At 36.8% G+C, this 22900-nt stretch carries 17 protein-coding genes; 8 read left to right on the plus strand and 9 right to left on the minus strand.

The annotated features are described in order from the left end of the window. Nucleotides 1-24 precede the first annotated feature (24 nt). The 8 genes from FEDK69T_RS14245 to FEDK69T_RS14280 all read left to right on the plus strand — a co-directional run bounded on the left by FEDK69T_RS14245 (nucleotide 25) and on the right by FEDK69T_RS14280 (nucleotide 8032). Nucleotides 25-993 (plus strand): Gfo/Idh/MocA family protein, encoded by a 969-nt coding sequence (locus FEDK69T_RS14245; protein ID WP_023574886.1) that lies wholly within the window; start codon nucleotides 25-27, stop codon nucleotides 991-993. Nucleotides 994-1024: 31 nt separating this feature from the next. Beyond that, entirely contained in the window at nucleotides 1025-1912 is an 888-nt protein-coding gene (locus FEDK69T_RS14250) for a 3-hydroxyacyl-CoA dehydrogenase family protein (RefSeq protein WP_023574887.1), read from the plus strand. 74 nt (nucleotides 1913-1986) lie between these two features. Further along, complete coding sequence (locus FEDK69T_RS14255) at nucleotides 1987-3207, plus strand: DUF1015 domain-containing protein (protein WP_023574888.1); 1221 nt, start codon at nucleotides 1987-1989, stop codon at nucleotides 3205-3207. 133 nt (nucleotides 3208-3340) lie between these two features. Next, nucleotides 3341-4003, plus strand: coding sequence for a YggS family pyridoxal phosphate-dependent enzyme (locus FEDK69T_RS14260; RefSeq protein ID WP_023574889.1), 663 nt, complete (start codon nucleotides 3341-3343; stop codon nucleotides 4001-4003). A gap of 58 nt (nucleotides 4004-4061) precedes the next feature. Next, on the plus strand, nucleotides 4062-5423 hold the full coding sequence (locus FEDK69T_RS14265) for an exonuclease domain-containing protein (RefSeq protein WP_023574890.1): 1362 nt from the start codon (nucleotides 4062-4064) through the stop codon (nucleotides 5421-5423). A gap of 30 nt (nucleotides 5424-5453) precedes the next feature. After that, on the plus strand, nucleotides 5454-6293 hold the full coding sequence (locus FEDK69T_RS14270; protein ID WP_035630419.1) for an ion transporter: 840 nt from the start codon (nucleotides 5454-5456) through the stop codon (nucleotides 6291-6293). Further along, nucleotides 6286-7221 (plus strand): tRNA (adenosine(37)-N6)-dimethylallyltransferase MiaA, encoded by a 936-nt coding sequence (miaA, locus tag FEDK69T_RS14275; RefSeq protein ID WP_023574891.1) that lies wholly within the window; start codon nucleotides 6286-6288, stop codon nucleotides 7219-7221. Before FEDK69T_RS14270 ends, miaA begins: the two co-directional genes overlap by 8 nt. A gap of 76 nt (nucleotides 7222-7297) precedes the next feature. Beyond that, nucleotides 7298-8032: an acyl-[acyl-carrier-protein] thioesterase gene (locus FEDK69T_RS14280; protein ID WP_035630416.1), complete on the plus strand. Its 735-nt coding sequence runs from the start codon at nucleotides 7298-7300 to the stop codon at nucleotides 8030-8032. Between the two features lie 239 nt (nucleotides 8033-8271). Here FEDK69T_RS14280 and FEDK69T_RS14290 read toward each other — a convergent pair whose 3' ends face one another. From FEDK69T_RS14290 to recN, 9 genes are all read right to left on the minus strand, one after another. Next, nucleotides 8272-8988 carry a response regulator transcription factor gene (locus tag FEDK69T_RS14290; RefSeq protein ID WP_023574894.1) on the minus strand — a complete coding sequence of 239 codons (717 nt, stop codon included), beginning with the start codon at nucleotides 8986-8988 and terminating at the stop codon, nucleotides 8272-8274. A gap of 6 nt (nucleotides 8989-8994) precedes the next feature. After that, complete coding sequence (locus FEDK69T_RS14295; protein ID WP_023574895.1) at nucleotides 8995-10578, minus strand: sensor histidine kinase; 1584 nt, start codon at nucleotides 10576-10578, stop codon at nucleotides 8995-8997. A 71-nt stretch (nucleotides 10579-10649) separates the two neighbouring features. Continuing rightward, nucleotides 10650-11234: a dephospho-CoA kinase gene (gene coaE, locus FEDK69T_RS14300; protein ID WP_023574896.1), complete on the minus strand. Its 585-nt coding sequence runs from the start codon at nucleotides 11232-11234 to the stop codon at nucleotides 10650-10652. A 1-nt stretch (nucleotide 11235) separates the two neighbouring features. Continuing rightward, nucleotides 11236-12234, minus strand: a complete 999-nt coding sequence (locus FEDK69T_RS14305; RefSeq protein ID WP_023574897.1) for a glycosyltransferase — start codon at nucleotides 12232-12234, stop codon at nucleotides 11236-11238. 88 nt (nucleotides 12235-12322) lie between these two features. Then, the gene (locus tag FEDK69T_RS14310) at nucleotides 12323-13315 is read right to left on the minus strand and encodes a DVUA0089 family protein (RefSeq protein ID WP_162147254.1); all 993 of its coding nucleotides are present in this window, start codon (nucleotides 13313-13315) and stop codon (nucleotides 12323-12325) included. A gap of 273 nt (nucleotides 13316-13588) precedes the next feature. Beyond that, complete coding sequence (locus FEDK69T_RS14315; RefSeq protein WP_023574899.1) at nucleotides 13589-15781, minus strand: T9SS-dependent choice-of-anchor J family protein; 2193 nt, start codon at nucleotides 15779-15781, stop codon at nucleotides 13589-13591. A gap of 254 nt (nucleotides 15782-16035) precedes the next feature. After that, nucleotides 16036-19551 (minus strand): T9SS-dependent choice-of-anchor J family protein, encoded by a 3516-nt coding sequence (locus FEDK69T_RS14320; RefSeq protein ID WP_023574900.1) that lies wholly within the window; start codon nucleotides 19549-19551, stop codon nucleotides 16036-16038. 417 nt (nucleotides 19552-19968) lie between these two features. Continuing rightward, entirely contained in the window at nucleotides 19969-21159 is a 1191-nt protein-coding gene (fabV, locus tag FEDK69T_RS14325; protein WP_023574901.1) for an enoyl-ACP reductase FabV, read from the minus strand. 77 nt (nucleotides 21160-21236) lie between these two features. Continuing rightward, nucleotides 21237-22889, minus strand: coding sequence for a DNA repair protein RecN (recN, locus tag FEDK69T_RS14330; protein WP_023574902.1), 1653 nt, complete (start codon nucleotides 22887-22889; stop codon nucleotides 21237-21239). Nucleotides 22890-22900 lie beyond the last annotated feature (11 nt).

Genomic DNA, 22900 nt, shown 5'->3' on the forward strand with positions numbered 1-22900 from the left:
TACTTTTGTTCAAAATAAATTTCTATGCTTAAAGTAGGCGTTTTAGGTGCAGGTCACCTTGGAAAAATACATTTACGATTACTCAATCAATCAGAAAAATATGAATTAGTAGGCTTTTACGATGAAAATCAGGAATATGCCGAAAAAATTGCCGCCGAATTTGGTTATAAACGATTCGACACCATTGCAAAATTAATCCACGCTGTAGACGTTGTTGATATTGTAACACCTACCCTTTCCCACTATAAATGCGCAAAAGTTGCCATCAAATCAGGAAAACACGTTTTTATTGAAAAACCAATTTCGACTACTGTAGAAGAAGCAGAAGAAATTATCGCTTTAGCCAAAGAATACAACATTAAAGGTCAGGTTGGCCATGTGGAACGCTTCAATCCTGCCTTTAAAGCGGTGAAAGACAAAATTGAAAATCCAATGTTTATCGAAACACACCGATTGGCAGAATTTAATCCGAGAGGAACAGATGTTCCGGTAGTTTTAGATTTAATGATACACGACATTGATGCGATTTTGAGTGTTGTACAATCAAAAGTAAAAAGCGTAAATGCAAGTGGTGTAGCGGTAATCAGTGATTCTCCAGACATTTCCAATGCCCGTCTTGAATTCGAAAACGGTTGTGTGGCCAATATAACTTCAAGCCGAATTTCAATGAAGAACATGCGTAAATCGCGATTCTTCCAAAAAGATGCTTATATCTCTGTGGATTATCTTGATAAAGTTTGTGAAGTCGTTAAGATGAAAGACGCTCCTGAAGTTCCGGGAGATTTCGACATGATTTTACAGAATGCCGAAGGCATTAAAAAGCAAATCTATTACGATAATCCGTCAGTGGAACAAAATAATGCCATCTTAGACGAACTGGAAACTTTCGCAGATGCCATCTATAACAATACAACACCTGTTGTAACGTTGGAGCAGGCAACCGAAGCATTACGAGTAGCATATCAGATTATCGACTGCATGGAAAAAAATTAATCTTTAAATTTTTAAATCTTTAAATACAAAAATGAAAAACATAGCTGTAATCGGATCAGGAACCATGGGTAACGGAATTGCACATACTTTTGCGCAATCAGGTTTCACCGTAAAATTGATTGATATTTCAGAAAAAGCCTTGGAAAAAGGAATGGCAACAATCGCTGCTAACCTTGACAGAATGGTTGCAAAAGGCTCTATTACAGAAGAAGACAAACATAAAACAATCGGAAACATCATTACTTATACAGACGTTAAAGATGGTGTTGTAGGTTGTGATTTAGTAGTGGAAGCAGCTACAGAAAATGTTACATTAAAATTAAACATCTTCAAACAATTAAGTGAAGTTTGTGATCATAACGTAATTTTAGCTACCAATACATCCTCAATTTCAATCACTCAAATTGCAGCTCAGGTAGTTCATCCTGAAAGAGTTATCGGAATGCATTTTATGAATCCGGTGCCTATCATGAAATTAGTGGAAATCATCCGTGGCTACAACACTACCGATGAAGTTACTAAAATCATCATGGATTTATCAGTTAAATTAGGAAAAACTCCAACGGAAGTAAATGATTATCCTGGTTTCGTAGCTAACAGAATCCTTATGCCGATGATCAACGAATCTATCGAAACATTATACAATGGCGTAGCAGGTGTTCAGGAAATCGACACGGTTATGAAATTAGGTATGGCGCATCCAATGGGACCATTACAATTGGCTGATTTTATAGGTCTTGACGTATGTTTATCCATCTTAAACGTAATGTACGACGGTTTCAAAAACCCTAAATATGCACCATGTCCATTATTGGTAAACATGGTTATGGCAGGTAAATTAGGAGTTAAATCAGGTGAAGGCTTCTATGATTACTCTGAAAGCAAAAAAGCGGAAAAAGTTTCTAAACAATTCGTATAAAAGTAAAAAGGGAAAAGAGAAAAGGGAGAAGCCAACCGCTTATCCCTTTTCTCTAATCACTTATCCCTCAATAAATGGCCAAAATAATTCCTTTCAAAGCAGTTCGTCCTACACCTGATAAAGTCAGCCTTGTAACTTCACGTTCCTATGACGATTACGGAGCAGCCGAACTGGCATCCCATCTTGAGTTCAACCCTTTTTCTTTCTTACATATTCTTAATCCTGCTTATGTAAACCAACAAAAGTTAGGTTGGGAAAAGCGGTTTAAATTGGTAGAACACAAATATCAGGATTTTAAGAATGAGGGAATTTTGATTCAGGAAGAAAGCCCTGCCTTCTATCTGTATGAAATTCATTCAAACAGACATACATTTACGGGTATTTTAGCCGGAACTTCCGTTGAAGATTATCAAAAAAACATTATCAAAAAACACGAAGACACACTACAATACCGTGTGGATTTGTTTAAGGATTATTTGCACGAGACAGGCTTTAATACTGAGCCGGTCTTAATAACATACAAAGACAACCCGGCTCTTTCGGATTGGATTGTAAACAAGAAAAAATCACGGCCCGTTTATGAGTTTTCGACCACTAACAAAGAGAAACATATTCTTTGGTCGGTTTCAGACTCAGAAGAAATAAATTGGCTGGAAAAACAATTTTCGGAAATCGGCACGTTGTATATAGCTGATGGTCACCATCGTTCGGCTTCTTCCGAATTATTGTATGAAGAAAACAAAGCTTCCGGAAATGTAAATCTGAATTATTTCATGAGTTTCCTGATTCCTGATTCTAACGTTAAGATTTACGAATACAATCGTGTGATAAACGATCTAAACGGCCATTCGAAAGACGATTTCATCAAAAAAATTGCCAAAAACTTCGTCATAAAAACTAAAAAGCAAGAGTTGTGGAAGCCCAGACATAAGTTTGAGTTCGGAATGTACCTTGATGGCGAATTTTATGCTTTACGATTGAAAGAAGAGCAATTTTCATTTAAAAATGTGCTGGAGCGTTTAGATGCACAAATTTTATACGATACAATATTACATCCCATTTTAGGCCTGGGAGATTTACGCACCGATGAACGCATCGCCTATGTACCAGGAACAAAATCAATCACTTCAATAAAAGACATGGTGGATGGCGGAGAATTCAAAGTAGGTTTCATGCTCTACCCTATCAACATTGAGGAAATTAAAGCCATAGCCGATTTAAACATGATCATGCCTCCCAAAAGCACTTATATTGAACCTAAATTCAGAAGTGGTTTGGTGGTGTATGAGTTATGATGTATGAATTCAGAAGTTTGAAATAATAGTAGATGGATTTTAAACAGATTCTTTACTAATTTTGTAAGAGGATCTATTAGTCTTAATTTATTATTCAAGCAAAGTTTTAATCATGTTTTTTAAACAATAAACTATGTCAATCCAATCCAATCTTCAGCATATAAAATCCACATTGCCATCAGATGTAACATTGGTAGCAGTTTCCAAAACCAAACCGGTTAGTGATTTGACGGAAGCCTACGAAGCCGGTCAGCGTATTTTCGGTGAAAACAAAGTTCAGGAAATGACCGAAAAATGGCAGCAAATGCCAAAAGATATTCAATGGCACATGATTGGCCATGTTCAGACGAACAAGGTTAAATATATGGTTCCTTTTGTAAAACTGATTCATGGTGTTGACAGTTTTAAACTGCTTAAAGAGATTGACAGACAAGGCAAGAGATACAGAAAAACAATCAATTGTCTGCTGCAGGTTTATATTGCGGAAGAAGAAACCAAATTCGGCTTAAATGAAACTGAAATTGATGAAATACTGAATTCTGAAGAGTTCAAAGATTTTCAAAACATAAGAATCGTTGGTTTGATGGGAATGGCAACTTTCACAGAGAATCAGGAACAAATTAAAAAAGAATTTCAGCATCTTAAGCAGATTTTCGACAAATACAAAGAATTTTCAGCTTTCAACTTTCAACTTTCAATCCTCTCTATGGGAATGTCAGGCGATTATGAACTCGCAATTGAATGTGGAAGTAATATGGTTCGGATTGGAAGTAGTATATTTGGAGAGCGAAATTAATATTAAGGATTACTTAGTCCTATAAATTGACAATCCTATAACTTAACTGTAAACTGACTTGTACGCGATTTTAGACATAGAAACCACCGGAGGACAATACAACGAAGAAGGAATTACTGAAATTGCCATCTATCGCTTCGATGGTCATGAAATTGTGGACCAGTTTATCAGTTTGGTCAACCCTGAAATTCCCATTCAGCCTTTTGTAGTGAAGCTTACCGGAATAAACAATGCAATGCTGCGTTCGGCTCCAAAGTTTTACGAAGTAGCAAAACGTATTATTGAAATTACGGACGGTTGTACTATTGTGGCTCATAATGCGTCATTTGACTACCGAATCCTCCGTACGGAATTTCGACGTCTGGGTTATGATTTCAGCAAACCTACACTTTGTACCGTAGAGCTTTCCAAAAAATTGCTTCCCGGACATCATTCCTATAGTTTGGGCAAATTAGTCAGAGCCTTGGGAATTCCTATGGCCGACAGACATCGTGCAACCGGAGATGCCATGGCAACGGTAAAACTTTTCAAAATGCTTTTATCTAAAGACTTAGAAAAAGAAATCGTGAAAAGTTATATCAAAACCGAAATAAAAGCGGGCATATCTCCCAAATTATTGGATATCATCGATGGAGTCCCTTCAAAAACAGGGATTTATTACATCCATCGCGAAGACGGTACCATCATTTACATAGGAAAAAGCAAGAATATCAAAAAAAGGGTAAATCAGCACTTTACCAGTTCCGATCGTAAGGCAAAAAAACTGCAAAATGAGGTGTTTGCCGTTACTTTCGAAGAAACCGGCAGCGAATTGATCGCGCTTTTAAAAGAAAGTGAAGAGATCAAAGTAAACCGTCCTCCTTATAACAGATCGCAACGCAAAACCATTTTCCCGTTTGCGTTGTATGCAGAAAAAAACAAGAATGGTTATATTGCTTTACAAGTGCAAAAAGCAGATGGAAGAAAAAAAGAAATCACTTCTTTTTCAACTTTGATTGAAGGAAAATCACTGTTGCATAAAATTACGGAAGAAAATAATCTCTGCCAGAAAATAAACGGTTTATATGATACCAAAAAAAGTTGTTTTCAGTATGATTTAAAACAATGCTATGGCGCTTGTATCGGGGAAGAAGCTCCCGAAGACTACAACAAACGCGTTACTCATTTCATTGAGAACAATCAGTTGCAAAACCAAAGCATGGTAATTGTCGATCAAGGGCGAAACGTAAATGAACGAAGCGCCGTACTGATTGAAAACGGAATCTACAAAGGCTATTGTTTTTATGATTTGAATTATCAGATTAACAATATCGATATCCTGAAAAACATCATTATCCCGATGGAAAACAACAGGGATTCCAGAAACATTATTCTGAATTACGTCCGAAAAAAGAAAGTTATTAAAATTGTCAGGTTTTAATTAACTTTAAAGTATCTTTTTTTACGTACCATGAAAAAAATTAAATCTGAATATGAACTTCTTCGGCAGAGAATTTACATCATAGTTTACGGTTCAAATACTGTTGCCGGTCGTCTTTTCGATATAGTTTTACTAGGCGTTATTCTTCTGAGTGTCTTATTGGTTATGCTGGAATCCGTGGAACATCTGGATCAAAAATACCATTCCACTATAATTGTATTGGAATGGATCATAACAGTTTGTTTCACTTTAGAATACGTGCTTCGGATTCTTTGCAACAAAAAACCATTTACTTTTATTTTCAGCTTCTACGGTATTGTCGATTTCATTTCGATTCTGCCGATGTATCTATCCTTTTTCATTCCGGGCTCCCGAATACTTTCCGTGATTAGGGCGTTGCGTTTGCTTCGTTTGTTTGGTATATTGAATTTAGTCCACATCACAGGTCAGGAATCACAGTTAAAACTAGCCATAAAAGCCAGCCGATCGAAAATCATCGTGTTTATTTACTTCGTCTTAATTGTTTCCATATTATTGGGTGCCATAATGTATGTTGTTGAAGGAAAAGAAAGTGGTTTTACCAGTATCCCTACCAGCATTTATTGGTGCATCGTTACCCTGACAACCGTTGGATACGGAGATATTGCACCGGTTACTATACCTGGACAAATTATAGCTTCCTGTATTATGATCTTAGGTTACGGAATTATTGCCGTACCAACAGGAATCGTTACAGCCGAATTTACAGCTGCGAAAAGAAATCAGAAATCGATCCAAATCGCCAAAAAATGCCCGTCCTGTTCTACAATAGTCACTGTTGAAGACGCGAAATATTGTTATCATTGCGGCGAAAAATTAGACAATGAATAATTACCTTATTACCATTATTGGTCCGACAGCCATTGGAAAAACAGCTTTAAGCATTAAATTGGCACAGCATTTTGGCTGCGACATAATTTCTTGTGACAGCCGACAATTTTTCAAGGAAATGACTATTGGAACCGCTGTTCCTCATCCGGAAGAACTGGCAGCGGCGAAACATCATTTCATTCAGAACAAATCTGTTTTTGAAGCGTATTCCGTCGGTGATTTTGAAACGGATGCCATAGCTAAACTGGAAGAACTTTTCAAGAAAAACAACGTTCAAATCATGGTAGGCGGATCAGGATTGTATGTTGATGCTGTACTGAAAGGTTTTGATGATTTTCCCGATATTGATGCTTCTGTGCGCGAGGAAATCAATGCCAAATATGATGCATTGGGAATTAATTATCTTCAGGATTCCTTAAAAGAGCTGGACACTGATTATTATAACAAGATACTTTCCGAGAATCCCCAAACCCTTCAAAATCCTCAACGAATGAAACGTTTTGTGGAAGTTTGTTTGGGCAGCGGCAAGCCCTATTCATCTTTTATCGGTCAGAAAAAAAACAACCGAAACTTCACTCCGATTGTAATTGGTTTGGAAGCCGAAAGGGAAAAAATGTACGAACGTATTAACCTTCGTGTTGATTTAATGATGCAGGAAGGATTATTGGAAGAAGCAAAAGCTTTGTATCCAAACAAACATTTAAATGCGCTGCAAACTGTGGGTTACCGCGAATTGTTTGATTATTTCGACGGAAGAGCAACCTTGGATTTTGCCATTGAAGAAATCAAGAAAAATACACGCCGATTTGCCAAACGCCAGATTACCTGGTTTAAACGTTCGGAAAATGCAATGTGGTTTGATTATCAAACTGATGTTTCGGAAATCATTAACTTTGTTGAGGAAAAAGGGACAAGATATAAGGCATAAGGACTAAATATAAATTTCTTTTCACTTTTCACTTTTCACTTTTCACTCACAACTAATAACTAATAACTCCAAAAAAATGCCAGTATCACCAAATTTCACTTCTGTATATACACACGAATGGGACATTAATTTTACCCTTTGCGCGTCAAATGCTTATTTGAAATATGTTGATTTGTGCAATTTGCTTCAATTGACCGCTGCGGAACATTCCATTTTAGGAGGGCTGAGTTTTAACGACATGCAACAACACCATCAGGCTTGGGTATTGAGCAGGATTCGTATTGAAATTGAAGCTTTACCGAAGTGGCAGGATAATGTGAGCATTAAAACGTGGATTGAAAACCTGGAAGGTTCCCGTTCGATTCGTAATATAGAAATGTACCTTAACGGAAAGAAAATAGCCGGAGCCACTACGTATTGGGCAGTTTTCAATACCCAACACCGAAAAGCGGAACCTTTGGCCTTACCGCACGAACACTTTGAAAAATACCCGGATCACAAAGCAACCAGCCAAAGTTTTTCACGAATAAATGTTTTACAGGATACAGAGAAAATTACGGAACGAACTGTAGTTTTATCGGACTTGGACATTGTAAACCATGTGAACAACACTAAGTACTTGGAATGGTGCCTGGATACGATGAATCCGAAAACGATTCTTAAGCAGGAAATCAAAAGTCTGGAAATGAACTTCCTGAGAGAATTAAACCTTAAAGACCACGTTGAAATTCACGCGGATGGAAGCCGAAATTTTTTCACGGTTACCAAAGATGACAAAGTTTGCTTTGCACTGGTTTTGGAAAAGAAATAAAGTTGTAATCAGTACTACTTCTGTTGATTGCCCCTAACCCGGATTAAAGCGAAAAGTACTTTGAGCAAAAAAAATTAGAAGTTCCTGAATAAAAAAAGCGACCAAAGGGAGCTCTTTATTGTGCTTTGGAACTACTTTTTTTTTAATCAAAATCTTGAAGCGGAAAGCCGGAACAGTTCCAAATAAAAAAAGCCCTGATTTCTCAGAGCTTCTTTCCAATAATATAATTAATCTATGAATTATTCGGCTGCTTTTCCTTTGACTACCAAACGGAAACCTTCACCGTGAATATTTAAGATTTCGACTTCATCGTCCTGTTTCAGGTATTTACGCAATTTGGCAATATAAACATCCATGCTTCTGGAAGTGAAGTAGTTATCATCTCTCCAGATTTTTGTTAACGCTAATTCACGCGGCATTAAATCGTTTTCATGCAATGCCAACATTTTCAGTAATTCATTTTCCTTAGGCGACAATTTGATTGGTTCGTCACCCGGGAAAGTTAAGAAACGTAGTTTTGAATTCAGGTGGAATTTACCTATTTCGAATTCAAAACGTGTATTGTCAGTTTTGGTTTCAGAAGCTTTACGCATGATAATTGCTTTGATTTTCATCAATAATACTTCCGAATCAAATGGTTTGTTCAAATAGTCATCGGCTCCAACTTTATACCCTTTCAATACATCCTCTTTCATCGATTTGGCCGTAAGGAAAATAATAGGCACTTCTTTGTTTTTCTCACGTATCTCACGAGCTAAAGTATAACCATCCTTATAAGGCATCATCACGTCAAGAATACACAAATCATAGTTGTCTTTCTTGAACTTTTCGAAACCTTCCATTCCGTTTTTGGCCAGAGTAACATCGAAATCATTTATTATCAAATAATCTTTCAATACTGCTCCGAAATTTGGATCATCTTCTACTAAGAGAATTTTTTTGTTAGTTGTATCCATATTTTTTTAATTAATTAAAGGCATTTTAATCGTAAAGGTACTTCCCTTCCCTTTCTCACTTTCCACAAAAATCTGACCATTATGGTCATCCACAATTCTTTTTACATAAGCCAATCCTAAACCGTGTCCTTTAACATTGTGTAAATCACCGGTATGCTCCCTGTAAAATTTTTCAAATATTCTTTTTATAGCCACTTTACTCATTCCTGCCCCATGATCTTTAACTGATATGAGGACAAAATCTTTCACATTTTCCGTTGAAACCTCAATTAAAGGGGCTTCGGGAGAATATTTTATGGCATTGTCCAGAATGTTAACCATTACGTTGGTAAAGTGAACATCATTCAGCAAAATTGTGGTCCGTTTTGCCTGAAGATTACTCTTAATCACACCGCCGCGATCTTCTACGATCAGGTTAACGTGCTCGATGGCTTCTTCAATAATTTCATGAACATTCGTTGGTTCTTTGCTTATTTCCAATTCCCGGCGCTCCAACTTGGAAATTCGGAGAACGTTTTCCACTTGGGCATGCATTCGTTTGTTTTCGTCACGAATCATCTGCAGATAGCGTTCTACTTTTTCCCGGTCTTCCATGATTTTTGGGTTTTTAATCGCATCTAAAGCAAGATTGATAGTTGCAATAGGCGTTTTAAACTCATGGGTCATATTGTTGATGAAATCGGTTTTAATTTCCGAAATCTGCTTTTGTCTTATCAGCTGGTTTAAAGCACTGAAATAGGCTACAATAATTACTAGGGTAAAAATCAGCGAAAGCGACGTGATTCCAATCAATGATCTAAACAGGAATTTCCCTTTCTGCGGAAAACTCACCAGCAACTGGTATTTGTTTTCATTGTCATTATCGGTAAACACAGGAATTCCGTAGGTTGATTTCTTATCGTAATTAAAATCCTCCGACTTGATTTTCGTCGCCAGACCATCGCTGTAAATACCAAATTCAAAAGGTGTTTTTACACCATATTGTCTCAATTCGCTTTCAAGCATGGCATGAAGTCGCTCATTTGAAATCCTGTCTTGTAAAGGTTTTAAGGCTACTATATCCTTAAAATAGATTTCAAATTGAGCTTTATCCAAAATATCCAGCGATCCGGATTTTTCAACCGTAATATCAGGTGTATTGGACTTTTGTATCGCAGAGTTATCAATAAGATTCCCATTATAGATTTCTGTTTTTCGTTTGGCTACAAAACTCTTTAACGGAACGGAATCGGAATTTTTATCAAAGAACGAACGATTTAAACTATAATCTTCTGAAATGATTGTATTGGAATAAATGATCTGCTCATTTGTCTTCGGATCACGCTCCACAAAGAAATATTCTTTTAAATCACTTTGTTTTGGCGCTTTCCCAATACTGTCTTTCAGCTTAATGTATTTTCTGTTAAACTCAAATGCCTCTTGCTGCTGCAGTTTGTTGGCAACATTTCCTATAACTTGCAGAACATGAAACTTGAATTGTTCTTCGTTATTTTTATAGGAACTTTCAATCCAATACAACTGAACGAGAATTATCCCTAAAAGAGACATACTCATTAACACAACAAGTAATCGGAAACGCGTTTTATTCATCCAAACAAAATTAACATTTTAACATTTAGACCTTAAAAACATTAACCAAACATTAACATCTGCTAAAGTTTTTACATTTTATTCAATTCTTTAAGAATTTCACTAACATTTTTTTTAACTTCAGCCAGATCGCTATTTTTCACAATATAATCCGACAAGGGAATTTTTTTTTCATCAGGCCATTGATGCGACATTCGCTCTAAAACCTGTTCCTCCGTCACCTTATCACGATTCATTACCCTTTGGATTCTTAATTCCTTAGGTGCTGTAACCAAAATAATTTTGTCACAATCTTTATAACTGCCGCTTTCAAAAAGGATGGCTGCTTCTTTAATAACAAAAGTGTGATTCTCGTGTGCTTTCACCCAGTTTAAAAAGTGATTCCTGACTTCCGGATGAACAATACTGTTTAATTTCTTTAACTGTTCCGGAGCAGAAAAAACGATATCAGCGATTTTCTTTTTATTTAACCGATTGCCATCACTGATATTCTCTACAAAGACCGATTGTATTTTTTTTATCATTTCGGGAGTGTCCATCAGTTTTTTAGCCTCATCATCAGCTATATACACCGGGACACCGACTTCTTCAAAATAACCGGCAACGGTTGATTTTCCGCTCCCAATTCCACCTGTAAGTCCGATTATCTTTGTCATATTACTTTTTAAAAAACAACTCCGGGAAAGCTTTCTCAGGCTGCTGCTTTTTTATTTTGATTTTGATGAAAGACTGCAAAAAACCGACTCCATATCCAACAAATTGGAAAGCTGCTGCAAAAACAGATAAAAATCCAATCCACGGATTCATATTTTCAGTTGCCCCAATCCAGAATAAGAGTATAAAATAGGCTGCATATACTTTAATCGGAAGAGAAAAACCGAAGATTAACAAAATCACAGAAACCACGAATCCTAATAAAAAAAGTGTCGGAAACCAAAATGTTATCTTACTGTGTTTTGGATACCATGAATCTAATATTGGTCTTGCTTTTCCAAATTTGTTCACTTGTTTGTAGAATTTACCGAAATCGATCCTGCGTTTATGATATACATAGGAATCTTTAAAAAGTCTGGTTTTGAAACCTAATTTCCATAGACGGATCGACAAGTCCGGATCTTCGCCAGGATGGATGTTCCCGAAACCTCCGGAAGCTTCAAAAGCCTTCTTCGACAATCCCATATTAAAACTCCTTGGCTGGAATTTACCTATCTTTTCAGATCCTCCCCGAACACCTCCGGTTGTCAAAAAAGATGTCATCGTAAAATTTATTGCTTTTTGAACGGATGAAAAAGAATCCAATGCATTATCAGGACCTCCAAAGCAATCCACGAATTCCTTTTTTAGATTTTCATCGACCGATGCCAAGTAATTTTCAGGTAAAATACAATCGGAATCCAGTATGAGAAAATAACTTCCCATAGCATGTTTCATACCGAAATTTCTTGAATCACCAGGCCCTGAATTAGGTTTATTAAAATAGGAAATAAAAATTTTTCCCTCATATTTTTTCACTACATCGTAGCAAGGGATTGATGAGCCATCTTCAATGATAACAACCTCAAAATCTTCATGATAATTCTGCTCTGCTAAGCTTTTCAGCAGTTCCTCAACTTCATCAGGACGGTTATAAACCGGAATAATAAACGAAAAATACATTACTGCAACTAAATTTTAACAAAGATACTGCTATAAAAACAAAAAGCCGCTTCAGAAAGCGGCTTTTTAAACTATTTAATCGATTTTGTTATTGCTTTACAACTTTAATCGTTTTAGTCAAACCTTCAGCAGTAACCTTAACAATATAGTTTCCTGCATTTAAATTTGACATATCAATTTGCCCTTGTGCAATATTTAATGTCTTAGTTAAAACTTTCTGGCCTAACATATTATAAACTTCTACAGAAGAAATTTCGCTTGAATAAGATACATTCAATACATTTCTAACAGGATTTGGATAGGCTTTGAATGAAGTCGCATCAAATTGAGCAGTTCCAAGCAGTGTGGCCGTTCCAGACAAACTAACTGTTAAAGGCCCTTCCAAGCCATCTTCCAATTCATCCCATTGTCCGATATTCACCCAATATTGACCCGGGGCCAAAGCTGTTAATTCTAGTGTTTCGTCTATACCTGAATAACCATCATCCTTAGAACCTACACAAGTAAAGGTTCCACAACTTCCCGAATATACAGCTAGTTCAGGATCCCAACCGGTCACCCCTGTCAATGAAATTGCTACATCACCTGCTGTTGCAACTGTAAAAGTGTACCATACACCATCATTCATACCATCTTCACAATTTAAAACAAAACCGGTATTATTAGTTGCCCCTAATGCATTCTGAGAATTTGAATATGGAAATGACGCGATTGAAATTGCATTCGCACAATTATCATTCACAGGTGGAGCACAAGATGGCGATACACATTGAATTGACAGTACATGACATTCTTCATCCACTCCACAGGCTGCATCAGTATGAATATGTAATCGAACTGTACTAACTGTAATATTATTTACTGTAAGTGGTGAAACTCCGCTGGCAATAACAGTATTTGACTGATCTGTCACCGTTAGATAACCACCTGATGCACCTGAAGATGCAAATTCATAATTATTTCCTACTATGATTCCTGAGATTGTTGCATATTCACCAGCATAATTGCATTCATCAATTTCCTGGACGCTTCCGTTATTCAATGAATTTACAGCAGATTCTGGCCATTCTTCAGTACTCAAGCACTGACCAAATGAGGCTGTTGAGATCAACAACAATAAAAAAGTAATTTTTTTCATACATTTAATTATTTAGATTTTGCTCAAAAATACTAATTAATATCACAAAACAAACAATCTGTGTATTTTTTATAACAAAAAAATAATACTATTTCTTACATATTTAAATCACAATTTAATCATAACGTATATTTACATAGAATTCTAAAAGTAATTCCCCTACAAAAAAAGGCTGTCTTTTTCAGACAGCCTTTTTTAATTTATAGGACTAATAAATTATCGTTTTACCACTTTGATCGTCTTTGTTAAACCTTCAGAAGTAACCTTAACAACATAGTTACCCGCATTTAAGTTTGACATATCGATTTGTCCTTGTGCTACGTTTAATGTCTTCGCTAGCACTTTCTGACCTAACATATTATAAACTTCTACTGAAGAAATCTCAGCCGAATAGGTTAAATTCAACACGTCTTTAACTGGGTTTGGATAAGCTTTGAATACAGTTGTATCAAAATCAGCAGCACTTAAAGTTGCATCATAAGCAGAAATCGAGAATTCACTAGAATTTTGAGCCGGAGCCGCAACACCAGATTTCCAAACTCCAACATAAAGAGTTTCTCCCGGGGTACGATTTGTCAGTGACAACGACGACAAACCATATTGACTATACTCACCATCATTATCAGAACAAGCTACTGGAACCAACGTCCCACATGCACCTGAGAAAGCCCCAATAACCGTATCCACCAATTGGTATGAAGGAGTAATAAATGTTTCAATTTTTAAATTCCCTGAAGCAGGAACCACTACACTATACCAAACATCTGCTGCAAAATTGGTCGCACAACTTGGAGCTACACCCGAAGTTGTAGTAGCACCCCAAATAGTCCCAGTAATATAGTTATCCTGAAATACACCACCTGTTGTTAATGCAATTGCATTAGCACAAATATCATTTACCGGAGGAGCTGGAGGAGGTGGTAAAGTCGTAAAAGAAACAGTTGACCAAACACCGTAAACACCTGAACAATCCGTTCTAACATGTAAATAATATACTGTCTCAGGAGACAAAGGACTTGCACTAAATGAATTTGTTGCAGTGTCAGTCCCAGCTCCAACCGGATCAGAAGCTACCTGATCTAAAACATACTGATAACCACCTGCCACTGAATTCCATGTAATAGTAGCCGCTGAATCAGTTATGTTACTCGCAGTCAATCCAGATAAATCAGCACACGGAGGAGTCAATCTCAGATTAAAATTGTCAATTGAAAAATCAATATCAGCATTTCCGTTATCAGTTCCCTCCACAGCGCGAAATGCAAAACGAACATTCTGTCCTGCATAAGCATCCAAATCAATAATATTTGAAGTTCCTATATTTGAAGGTACATTAGTGTTATTATAGGTATACAAAACTGTCCAGTTGTTCACATCATTTGAAACTAAAACCTGAACCACGTCATCAGACTCCCAAGGAGTAGTTGGTGCAGAAGTTAAATTGTGTTGATTTGCAGCAGCATCGAATTTAAGTTCATAACCCGTTGCAGGAATAGTAAACAGCGGGGATACAACCCATTCATTACCAGTATTCCAGGCAATGTTATAACTAAATGCACCTGTAGAACCATTATTTGCGAACCCATCTTCAAACCATGCACTACCTATAAAAGTTCCAGGTCCGGCCGCTAAATCACCGTTTTTACCTTTCTGCCAGCATCCTGGTAAATAAGTTGTAAAATCTTCTGACACCGGAACACTAACTGCCCCACAAGTAGTAAAAGTAGTTTCCGCACAACCCGTTGCATCACCAATGGCATTATAAGGAATTACTTTTACATAATAAGTTGTTCCCGGAGTCAAAGTTCCTAAAGTATAATCAGTTACGTTACCAACATACTGCATATTCAAGATATCAGATTCTCCTGCAGTGGTCCCTACATTCAATTTATACCCAGTTGTCCCACCAGCTGCAACTGGCCATTTAATTCGAGAATCTATCACATTCACTGCACCATTCGCTGGAACATTCAACGCAGTGCAAACCGGAGCTTCGGTAGGTGTAAATGCAACTTCCACATCTATAGATATAGTAACGTCATCAGGATATTGATCCAGATTAGCCGAGGTAATTGTCAGTGTTGAAAATCCAGTAATATCAACATTATCAAAACTGCCACCACATCCGGTAATTGGAGTTCCTCCATCTACTGAAAGCGAAAAATTAAACCAAGAAGAACATCTGTCCGAAATTAAACTTTGGCCAGGTCTCTTTAACGTCATAGTTACACCTGTCCCTGTTCCATGACAGATAATATCAGATGCATTGATTGTTAATACTGTCGGCCTATTCCCATTATTTGGGTCGACATCCTTACCAGAAACAGTAAACGTTTGTTTACAAATGGATTGCGAAAAAGACTGCAACCCAAACACTAAAAGAAAAATTAAAAAAGTAAATTTTTTCATAAATGTAAATATTTGAATTTTGTCAAAATTATCAATTTTTTTAACAAAACAAACATTTTACATGTTTTTATAACTAACAATTGTTTATATTTTTTCAACATACTGTTCCAAATTTAAAAAAATACAACATTCAACACCTTTAAAATCAATTAATCTAAAAAAACGTTGTTATATTCACTTTTTGTTATATTATTTTTACACCTAAAAAAAGCTGTCTAAAAAAGACAGCTTTTAAAAATAAATAGAGCAATCTATTACTGTTTCACCACTTTAATTGTTTTGATTAAACCATCAGCAGTAGCGACATTAACAATATAATTCCCGCCATTTAAGTTTGACAAATCGATTTGCCCTTGTGCAACATTCAATAACTTAGTCATTACTTTCTGACCTAACATATTATAAACTTCCACAGAAGAAATCTCTGTTGCATAGGATAAATTCAACACGTCTTTCACAGGATTAGGATAAGCTTTGAATGCAGCGGTATCAAATTGAGCATTCCCAAGTAGTGCTGCAGTTCCGGACAAACCTATTGTTAAAGAACCTTCCGCATTATCTGAAGTACCACTATAATGTCCAATATTGATCCAATATTGACCTGGAGCCAAAGCTGTCAGATTAAGTGTTTCGGCACCTCCTGCAGCTCCATTATCAACAGAACCAGCACAAACAAAAGCACCACAACCTCCTGAATAAACAGCTACTTCAGGATCCCAGCCTGTCACTCCTGTAAGCGAAATAGTTATATTTCCAGTAGTTCCAACAGTAAAAGTGTACCAAACACCATCATTCATCCCCGAAGTTGATGAACAAGTAGAAATAGCACCTGCATTATTAGTTGCCGATGTTGCATCCTGAGTATTTGTGTACGGTAATTGAGCAATCACAGCAGCATTAACACACGCATCATTAGCAGGCGGAGTACCAAGTGTTGTAAAAGAAACTGTTGACCAAGAACTCAATGTTCCTGAACAATCCGTTCTAACATGGAAATAGTACGTTGTCAAAGGAGATAATGGCGTCGCATTGAAAGTAGCCAATGTAGTAGCAGTCCCTGAACCGGCAGGATCAGCAGCATTAGCATCTAAAACATATTGATAACCTGACACCGACGGAACCACTCCCCAAGAAATATTTGCTGAATTATGAGTTACATTGCTTGCCGCTACGTTTATAGGCGCACTGCACGCAGGTGTAACTGTAATACTAATATTATCTACTGATAAATTAAATTGATTTATTCCGGAATAAGCCTGGAAACCAAAATAATAAACCCCTGTCGCAGAAGGCGTAAAATCAATCTGATTATATTGGATTGCATTCTGATTAATCGCTGAATGATCCGCCAGCACATTTGTCATTGAAGCAGAAGCAGCTGAAGTACCATAAGCAACTTTCAATTTCTCAACATAATTTGTTGCGTTATTTCCATAATTATATGAAATTCTATATGATGTTCCGGCAGTCAAATTGATTCCCTGAGTAAAAAACCAAGTATTGGCCGAATATGTTGAATGGTATACGTAAGTTAAAGCTTTAGTTGTAAATCCATAACCAGGCGCACTTGCAGTAGCCCAGACATTACCCGTTCCATTATTAACTACTAATGCACAAGCTGGTATAGCAGGGGTCGTTACACTTTCGAAATCTTGCAAATAAGGAATATTAACCGCCGCACATGGAGTTATAAAACTATACGGCCCAGCCCAAGTACTGGTTCCATTTGCCTGACAATCAGTCTGAACATAATATTGATAAGCTGTGATTGGCGACAAACCTGAAAGCAGGTGTGGATTAGCCACTCCATTAACAATTGTTCCTGTTCCTAATGCAAAACCTGAAGGTCCCCATTGAATATTCCATAATGTTTCTGAACCTCCCGCAGTCCAAAATAAACTTGCAGATGAAGAAGTCAGATTATTTGCTCCTAGAGCCGTTGGTGGCTCACAAGTAGGCACTAACTCTATGTTGATATTACCAATATGAAAATCATAATCTGCCGCATTATCTACAGGACCATCCGTTCCCCTAAAAGCAATTTGCACAGTCTGACCTGTATAAGCTGAAAGATCAAATAAATAATCCGTCAGGACATTTGTCAACGTAGTTGTGTTTGCCGCATTGAAAGTATGTAAAACAGCCCAAGACAAACCACAACCATCTGCAGATATTAAAACATCAACTTTATCATCAGTTCCTGCCATTCTTTCCGAATCAACAGCTCCGGATGCAAATTCTGTAATAGCTGCTTTAAATTTAAGACGGCTGGCAGCAGTCAAACTAACCTTAGGGCTTATAACCCATTCATTTCTTGAATTTGTGTATAAATTCAATTTTGCACTTGAACCAAGCACGCTGGAATTAATCCATCCGGAAGTAGCTCCTGCAGGAGCTGCATCAGATGGCGTAGAACCAATAGCGGTAACTATAGATGATTCATACCATCCTGGGAATACCGTACTCAAATTAGATCCTGTAAAACCAGAAAAATTATTATTAACAGGAAGTGTAGCTGTTGACGGTTGCAAAGTTAGAACCGAAGCTGCATTTGTTCCTGAAGTTACATTATAATAATATTCATAAGGACCTGAACCACATCTTACATACTCATAAACCTTAAAGTAATAAGTTGTATTACAAACTAGTCCGGATACAGAAACACTAGCACCTGTTCCATCATACACGATTTGCTGTCCACTTCCAGCATAAAGGGCATTAGCCGTAATGGCCGGTTGACCACTGCTATTTACCGGATCTGTTATACTGGCATTATTGCTGACAACAACCATTCTTCTGCTTCCACTTCCATTTGTCCAGTTTGCTGTTGTATTGGTATATTGTGTAGATGTAAAGTTTAAAGCCGATGCTTGTGTTGCAGGAGCTATAGCACTTTGCACATCAGCAATTGTTGAATAATCAAACATACCAGAATTTGTACAAGTAACTTTTAACCTGTATTGGATATTTGTTCCAGCAAATGCAGGTGGCGCATAATTTAAAGTAGTAGCACCTGCTCCTCCGGTTGCATTAGTCCAAGAGCCTCCACTGTTAGTTGATTCTTCCCATTGATAAGTCAAACCGATCACACCTGATGTTGAACCAGATACAACAAAACTAGGAGGAATAGTTCCAGAACAAATATTCTGAAAAGCAGGCGTAACCGTACCCGCTACAGGCGAACCAGAACAAGGTGATCCAAAAGTAATCTGAACATTAGGTCTGTTATTTGAAACCGTTCCATTAGCGATAGGAGCTGTAGTATCTTGTTGCCAGTATTCGTGTTGTGAAGTTGCCGTAGAATATCTAACTGAATTCCCAGAAGATCCCCCTGAATTACCACCACCTCCAAAATTAGCTTCAACAAGAACCATTAAGTTATTACTGCCGCCTGTATAATTGAAAGGGACTGATAAATTGATTGTATTCCAGCCAACAACCGGAGTTACAGACCCTGAGTACACTTGAGTTGCTCCAGAAATTTGATTAGCCCACGTTCCCGCTGTTAAAGCAGAACTAGCTGTTTCCATTAAATAAACAACGATTGGCCTGGCTGCTCCGGCAGTGTTTGCCTGCCATGAGAGATTAACAATATTTCCGCCACTGCCAATTTCTGCTGCGGTATAAAGTGAAGCCGACCTTTCATAGCCATAAAAGTTACCCAAAGGGTACCTTTGCGTAGAAGTACCAGCCCCAATTGTAATTGTTTGCGCATTCAATCCTATAAAAGAAAAGAGCAGCAAACAAATAAAAAAAGTAATTTTTTTCATGCTTTTGTTTTTTTAGTTTAAGTTGCTGAATTTAACATATTTGATAAATATTGTAACGTAAAAACAAATCAAATAACAAAAACGTCTTTAATTGTTTATATATAAACAATTAAAGATAGATTTTACCTACATATTGAATAAATAGCTATACTTTTTGTTAAATTTTTATTATGAATTAAACAAAAATCAGCTATTACCATTTTTTTAACATAATGATAAATAATAATTAACAAATATTTACTTACTTTTTTGTAAAATTTCATCACCAATCTTCTGAATTAAGACTTTTACCTCCTAATCAATAAAAAAGTATTGATACTTTTCGATTTTTTAAATAGTATAGCATTGGATAATAACTCCAAAAAAAAAACTCACGACAAGCGTGAGTTTTTTGAAATCTTTATTTTAATATTTTATTTATGCGATACTTGGCACCTGAACCATTTCATCAGCATCTGCTAAATAATCCACTCCTTCGAAACCAAATCCGAACAAGTTTAAGAAATCTTGTTTATAACCCGCCAAATCACCGATTTCTGCAAGAGATTCTGTTGTGGATTCATTCCATAATTTAGCAATTCTTCCCTGTACATCTTCTCTCATTTCCCAATCGTCAATTCGAATTCTTCCCTTATTATCAGTTGGAATTGCAGAACCGTTATATAATCGCTGTTCGAACAATCGCTGCATCTGTTCAATACAACCTTCATGGATTCCCTCCTCTTTCATGATTTTATACAACAATGAAATATAAAGTGGAATCACAGGAATTGCTGAACTCGCCTGAGTCACCAAAGCTTTGTTAACTGAAACGTATGCTTTTCCATTAATATCTTTTAACTTATCTGTAATCTCGAAAGCAGTAGCCTCCAAGTGGTCTTTAGCTCTTCCGATTGTACCTTTTCTGTAAACCGCTTCAGTAACTTCCGGCCCGATATAAGAATAAGCCACTGTCATAGCTCCATCAGCTAAAACACCAGCCGCTTTCATGGCGTCCATCCACATTGACCAGTCTTCACCTCCCATTACTACAACAGTGTTGTCAATATCTTCCTGATTAGCCGGATCGATAGAAACCTGAGAAACATTTCCTGTGTGGAAATCAACCGTTTTATTTGTAAAAGTATTTCCGATAGGCTTTAAAACCGAACGGTGTGTAACTCCCGTTGTAGGATGAACACGAACTGGGGAAGCCAAACTGTAGATTATCAAGTCAACCTGACCTAAATCAGCTTTAATCATATCGATGGTTTGCTGTTTCACTTCATTTGAAAAAGCATCACCATTAATACTTTTAGCATACAAACCTGCTTTTTTTGCCTCTTGTTCAAAAGCCGCTGTATTATACCAACCCGGCGAAGCAGTTTTCCCTTCTGCAGGTTCTTTTTCAAAAAACACTCCTATAGTAGAAGCTCCCGAACCAAAAGCACTGGTAATTCTTGAGGCTAAACCAAATCCTGTAGAAGCACCAATAACCAATACACGCTTCGGTGCGTTAATTTCACCTTTTGATTTTACATATTCAATTTGATTTTTTACGTTTTGTTCGCACCCTTTTGGATGAGCGGTCAAACAAATAAATCCTCGCATTCTAGGTTCTATAATCATGTCCTAATATTTTATTTATCTAGTTTTAGTTTGTTGTTTGTATGAAAAATAAAGCGTAACAAAAGTAAGTTAAAAAATTAATTCAACAACGCTTTTGCATGATTTAGCGCCGAATCAGAAATGTCTTTACCTGACAGCATTTCGGCAATTTCAGTAATTCTTTCTTCTTCAGAAAGCAACTTCAATTCGGAAATCGTACTTTCACCAAAAGCAGATTTAAATACTTTGTAGTGCTGTTGCCCTTTAGCAGCTATTTGAGGTAAATGTGTGATGGCAAAAACCTGCATTTGAGCACTCATCCTTTTCATGATATCTCCCATCTTATGCGCAATTTCCCCAGACACTCCCGTATCAATTTCATCAAAAATAATGGTCGGCAATTTGGAATATTCGGCTAAAATCGATTTTACAGCTAACATAATTCGAGATAATTCCCCTCCAGAAGCCACTTTTTTTAACAGCCCAAAATCCGTTCCTTTATTTGCAGAGAACAACAACTGGACTTCGTCTTTTCCTAAAGTATTATAAGTTTCCGATGGTTTAATTTCAAATTGAAAACGGGCATTTGGCATTCCGAGTTGCGACAAGACAGAAGAAATCTTTTCCGTTAGAATCGGAACTGCGTTTTTTCTGTTTACTGAAATTGAATCCGCCAACACATCAAGACTTTCAACATGTTTCAGAATTTCGCTTTCCAATGTATTGATCGTATTCTCCAAATCGTCAGCTAAAACGACTTTAGTATCCAAATCGTTTTGAATCACCAGTAACTCTTCCACGGAATTCACCTGATGCTTCTTTTGCAGCGAATAAATGGTTTGCAGTTTTTGATGAACCAAATCAAGCTGTTCAGGATCATTCACAAGCTTTTCCGATAGATTGTAAAGCTCGTTTGAAATATCATCAAATTCGATCAAAATAGAGGATACACGCTCTGCCAATTCACTGAATTCAGGTGTCAAACCAGAAATTTTTTGCAGTGAAGCTTTAACCTCTTTTATGTTTTGAATGATTCCGATTTGCTCTTCATTAGTCAAAGCAATAGATTTATCCAAAGCTTCTTTTATAAACTCAACGTTATTGAGTTTTTCATAAATATGCTCAAGTTCTAATTGCTCTCCCTCTTTCAAATTTGCAGCGAGCAATTCTTCAAGCAAAAACGAATTGTAGTCTTGTTCTTTTGCCAGTGCATCTTTTTCAGAAATCAGTTTCTTTAACCGGGCTTTAACCGATTTGTATTCCGATAACTGAATGTTGTATTGCCCTAAAATTTCTGAATTTCCGGCAACAGCATCCAAAATCTGAATCTGATAGGCTTCTTCTGATAATTCCCTTGTCTGATGCTGGGAATGAATATCAAGCAGAAAATCGCCCAGTTCCTGCAATTCATTAAGATTTACCGGACTATCATTTACAAATGCCCTGGATTTTCCGGAAGGAAGAATTTCCCTTCTAATGATGGTTACATCTTCATAATCCAAATCATTATCTGAGAAAAAAGATTTTAAATTGTATTTATCAATCTTAAACTGTGCTTCAATTACACACTTTTGTTCTTTGTCTTTTAACGAAGTCAGATCGGCCCGTTTACCTAAAACCAAACCCAAAGCACCTAAAAGAATAGATTTTCCCGCACCTGTTTCTCCGGTAATGATAGACAATTGCCCGGAAAAATTCATTTCCAACTGTTCAATCAGCGCAAAGTTCTTGATAGTTAAGTGTGTAAGCATAAATTGTGTCT

This window comes from Flavobacterium enshiense DK69, from assembly GCF_000498495.1.
Classification (GTDB): domain Bacteria; phylum Bacteroidota; class Bacteroidia; order Flavobacteriales; family Flavobacteriaceae; genus Flavobacterium; species Flavobacterium enshiense.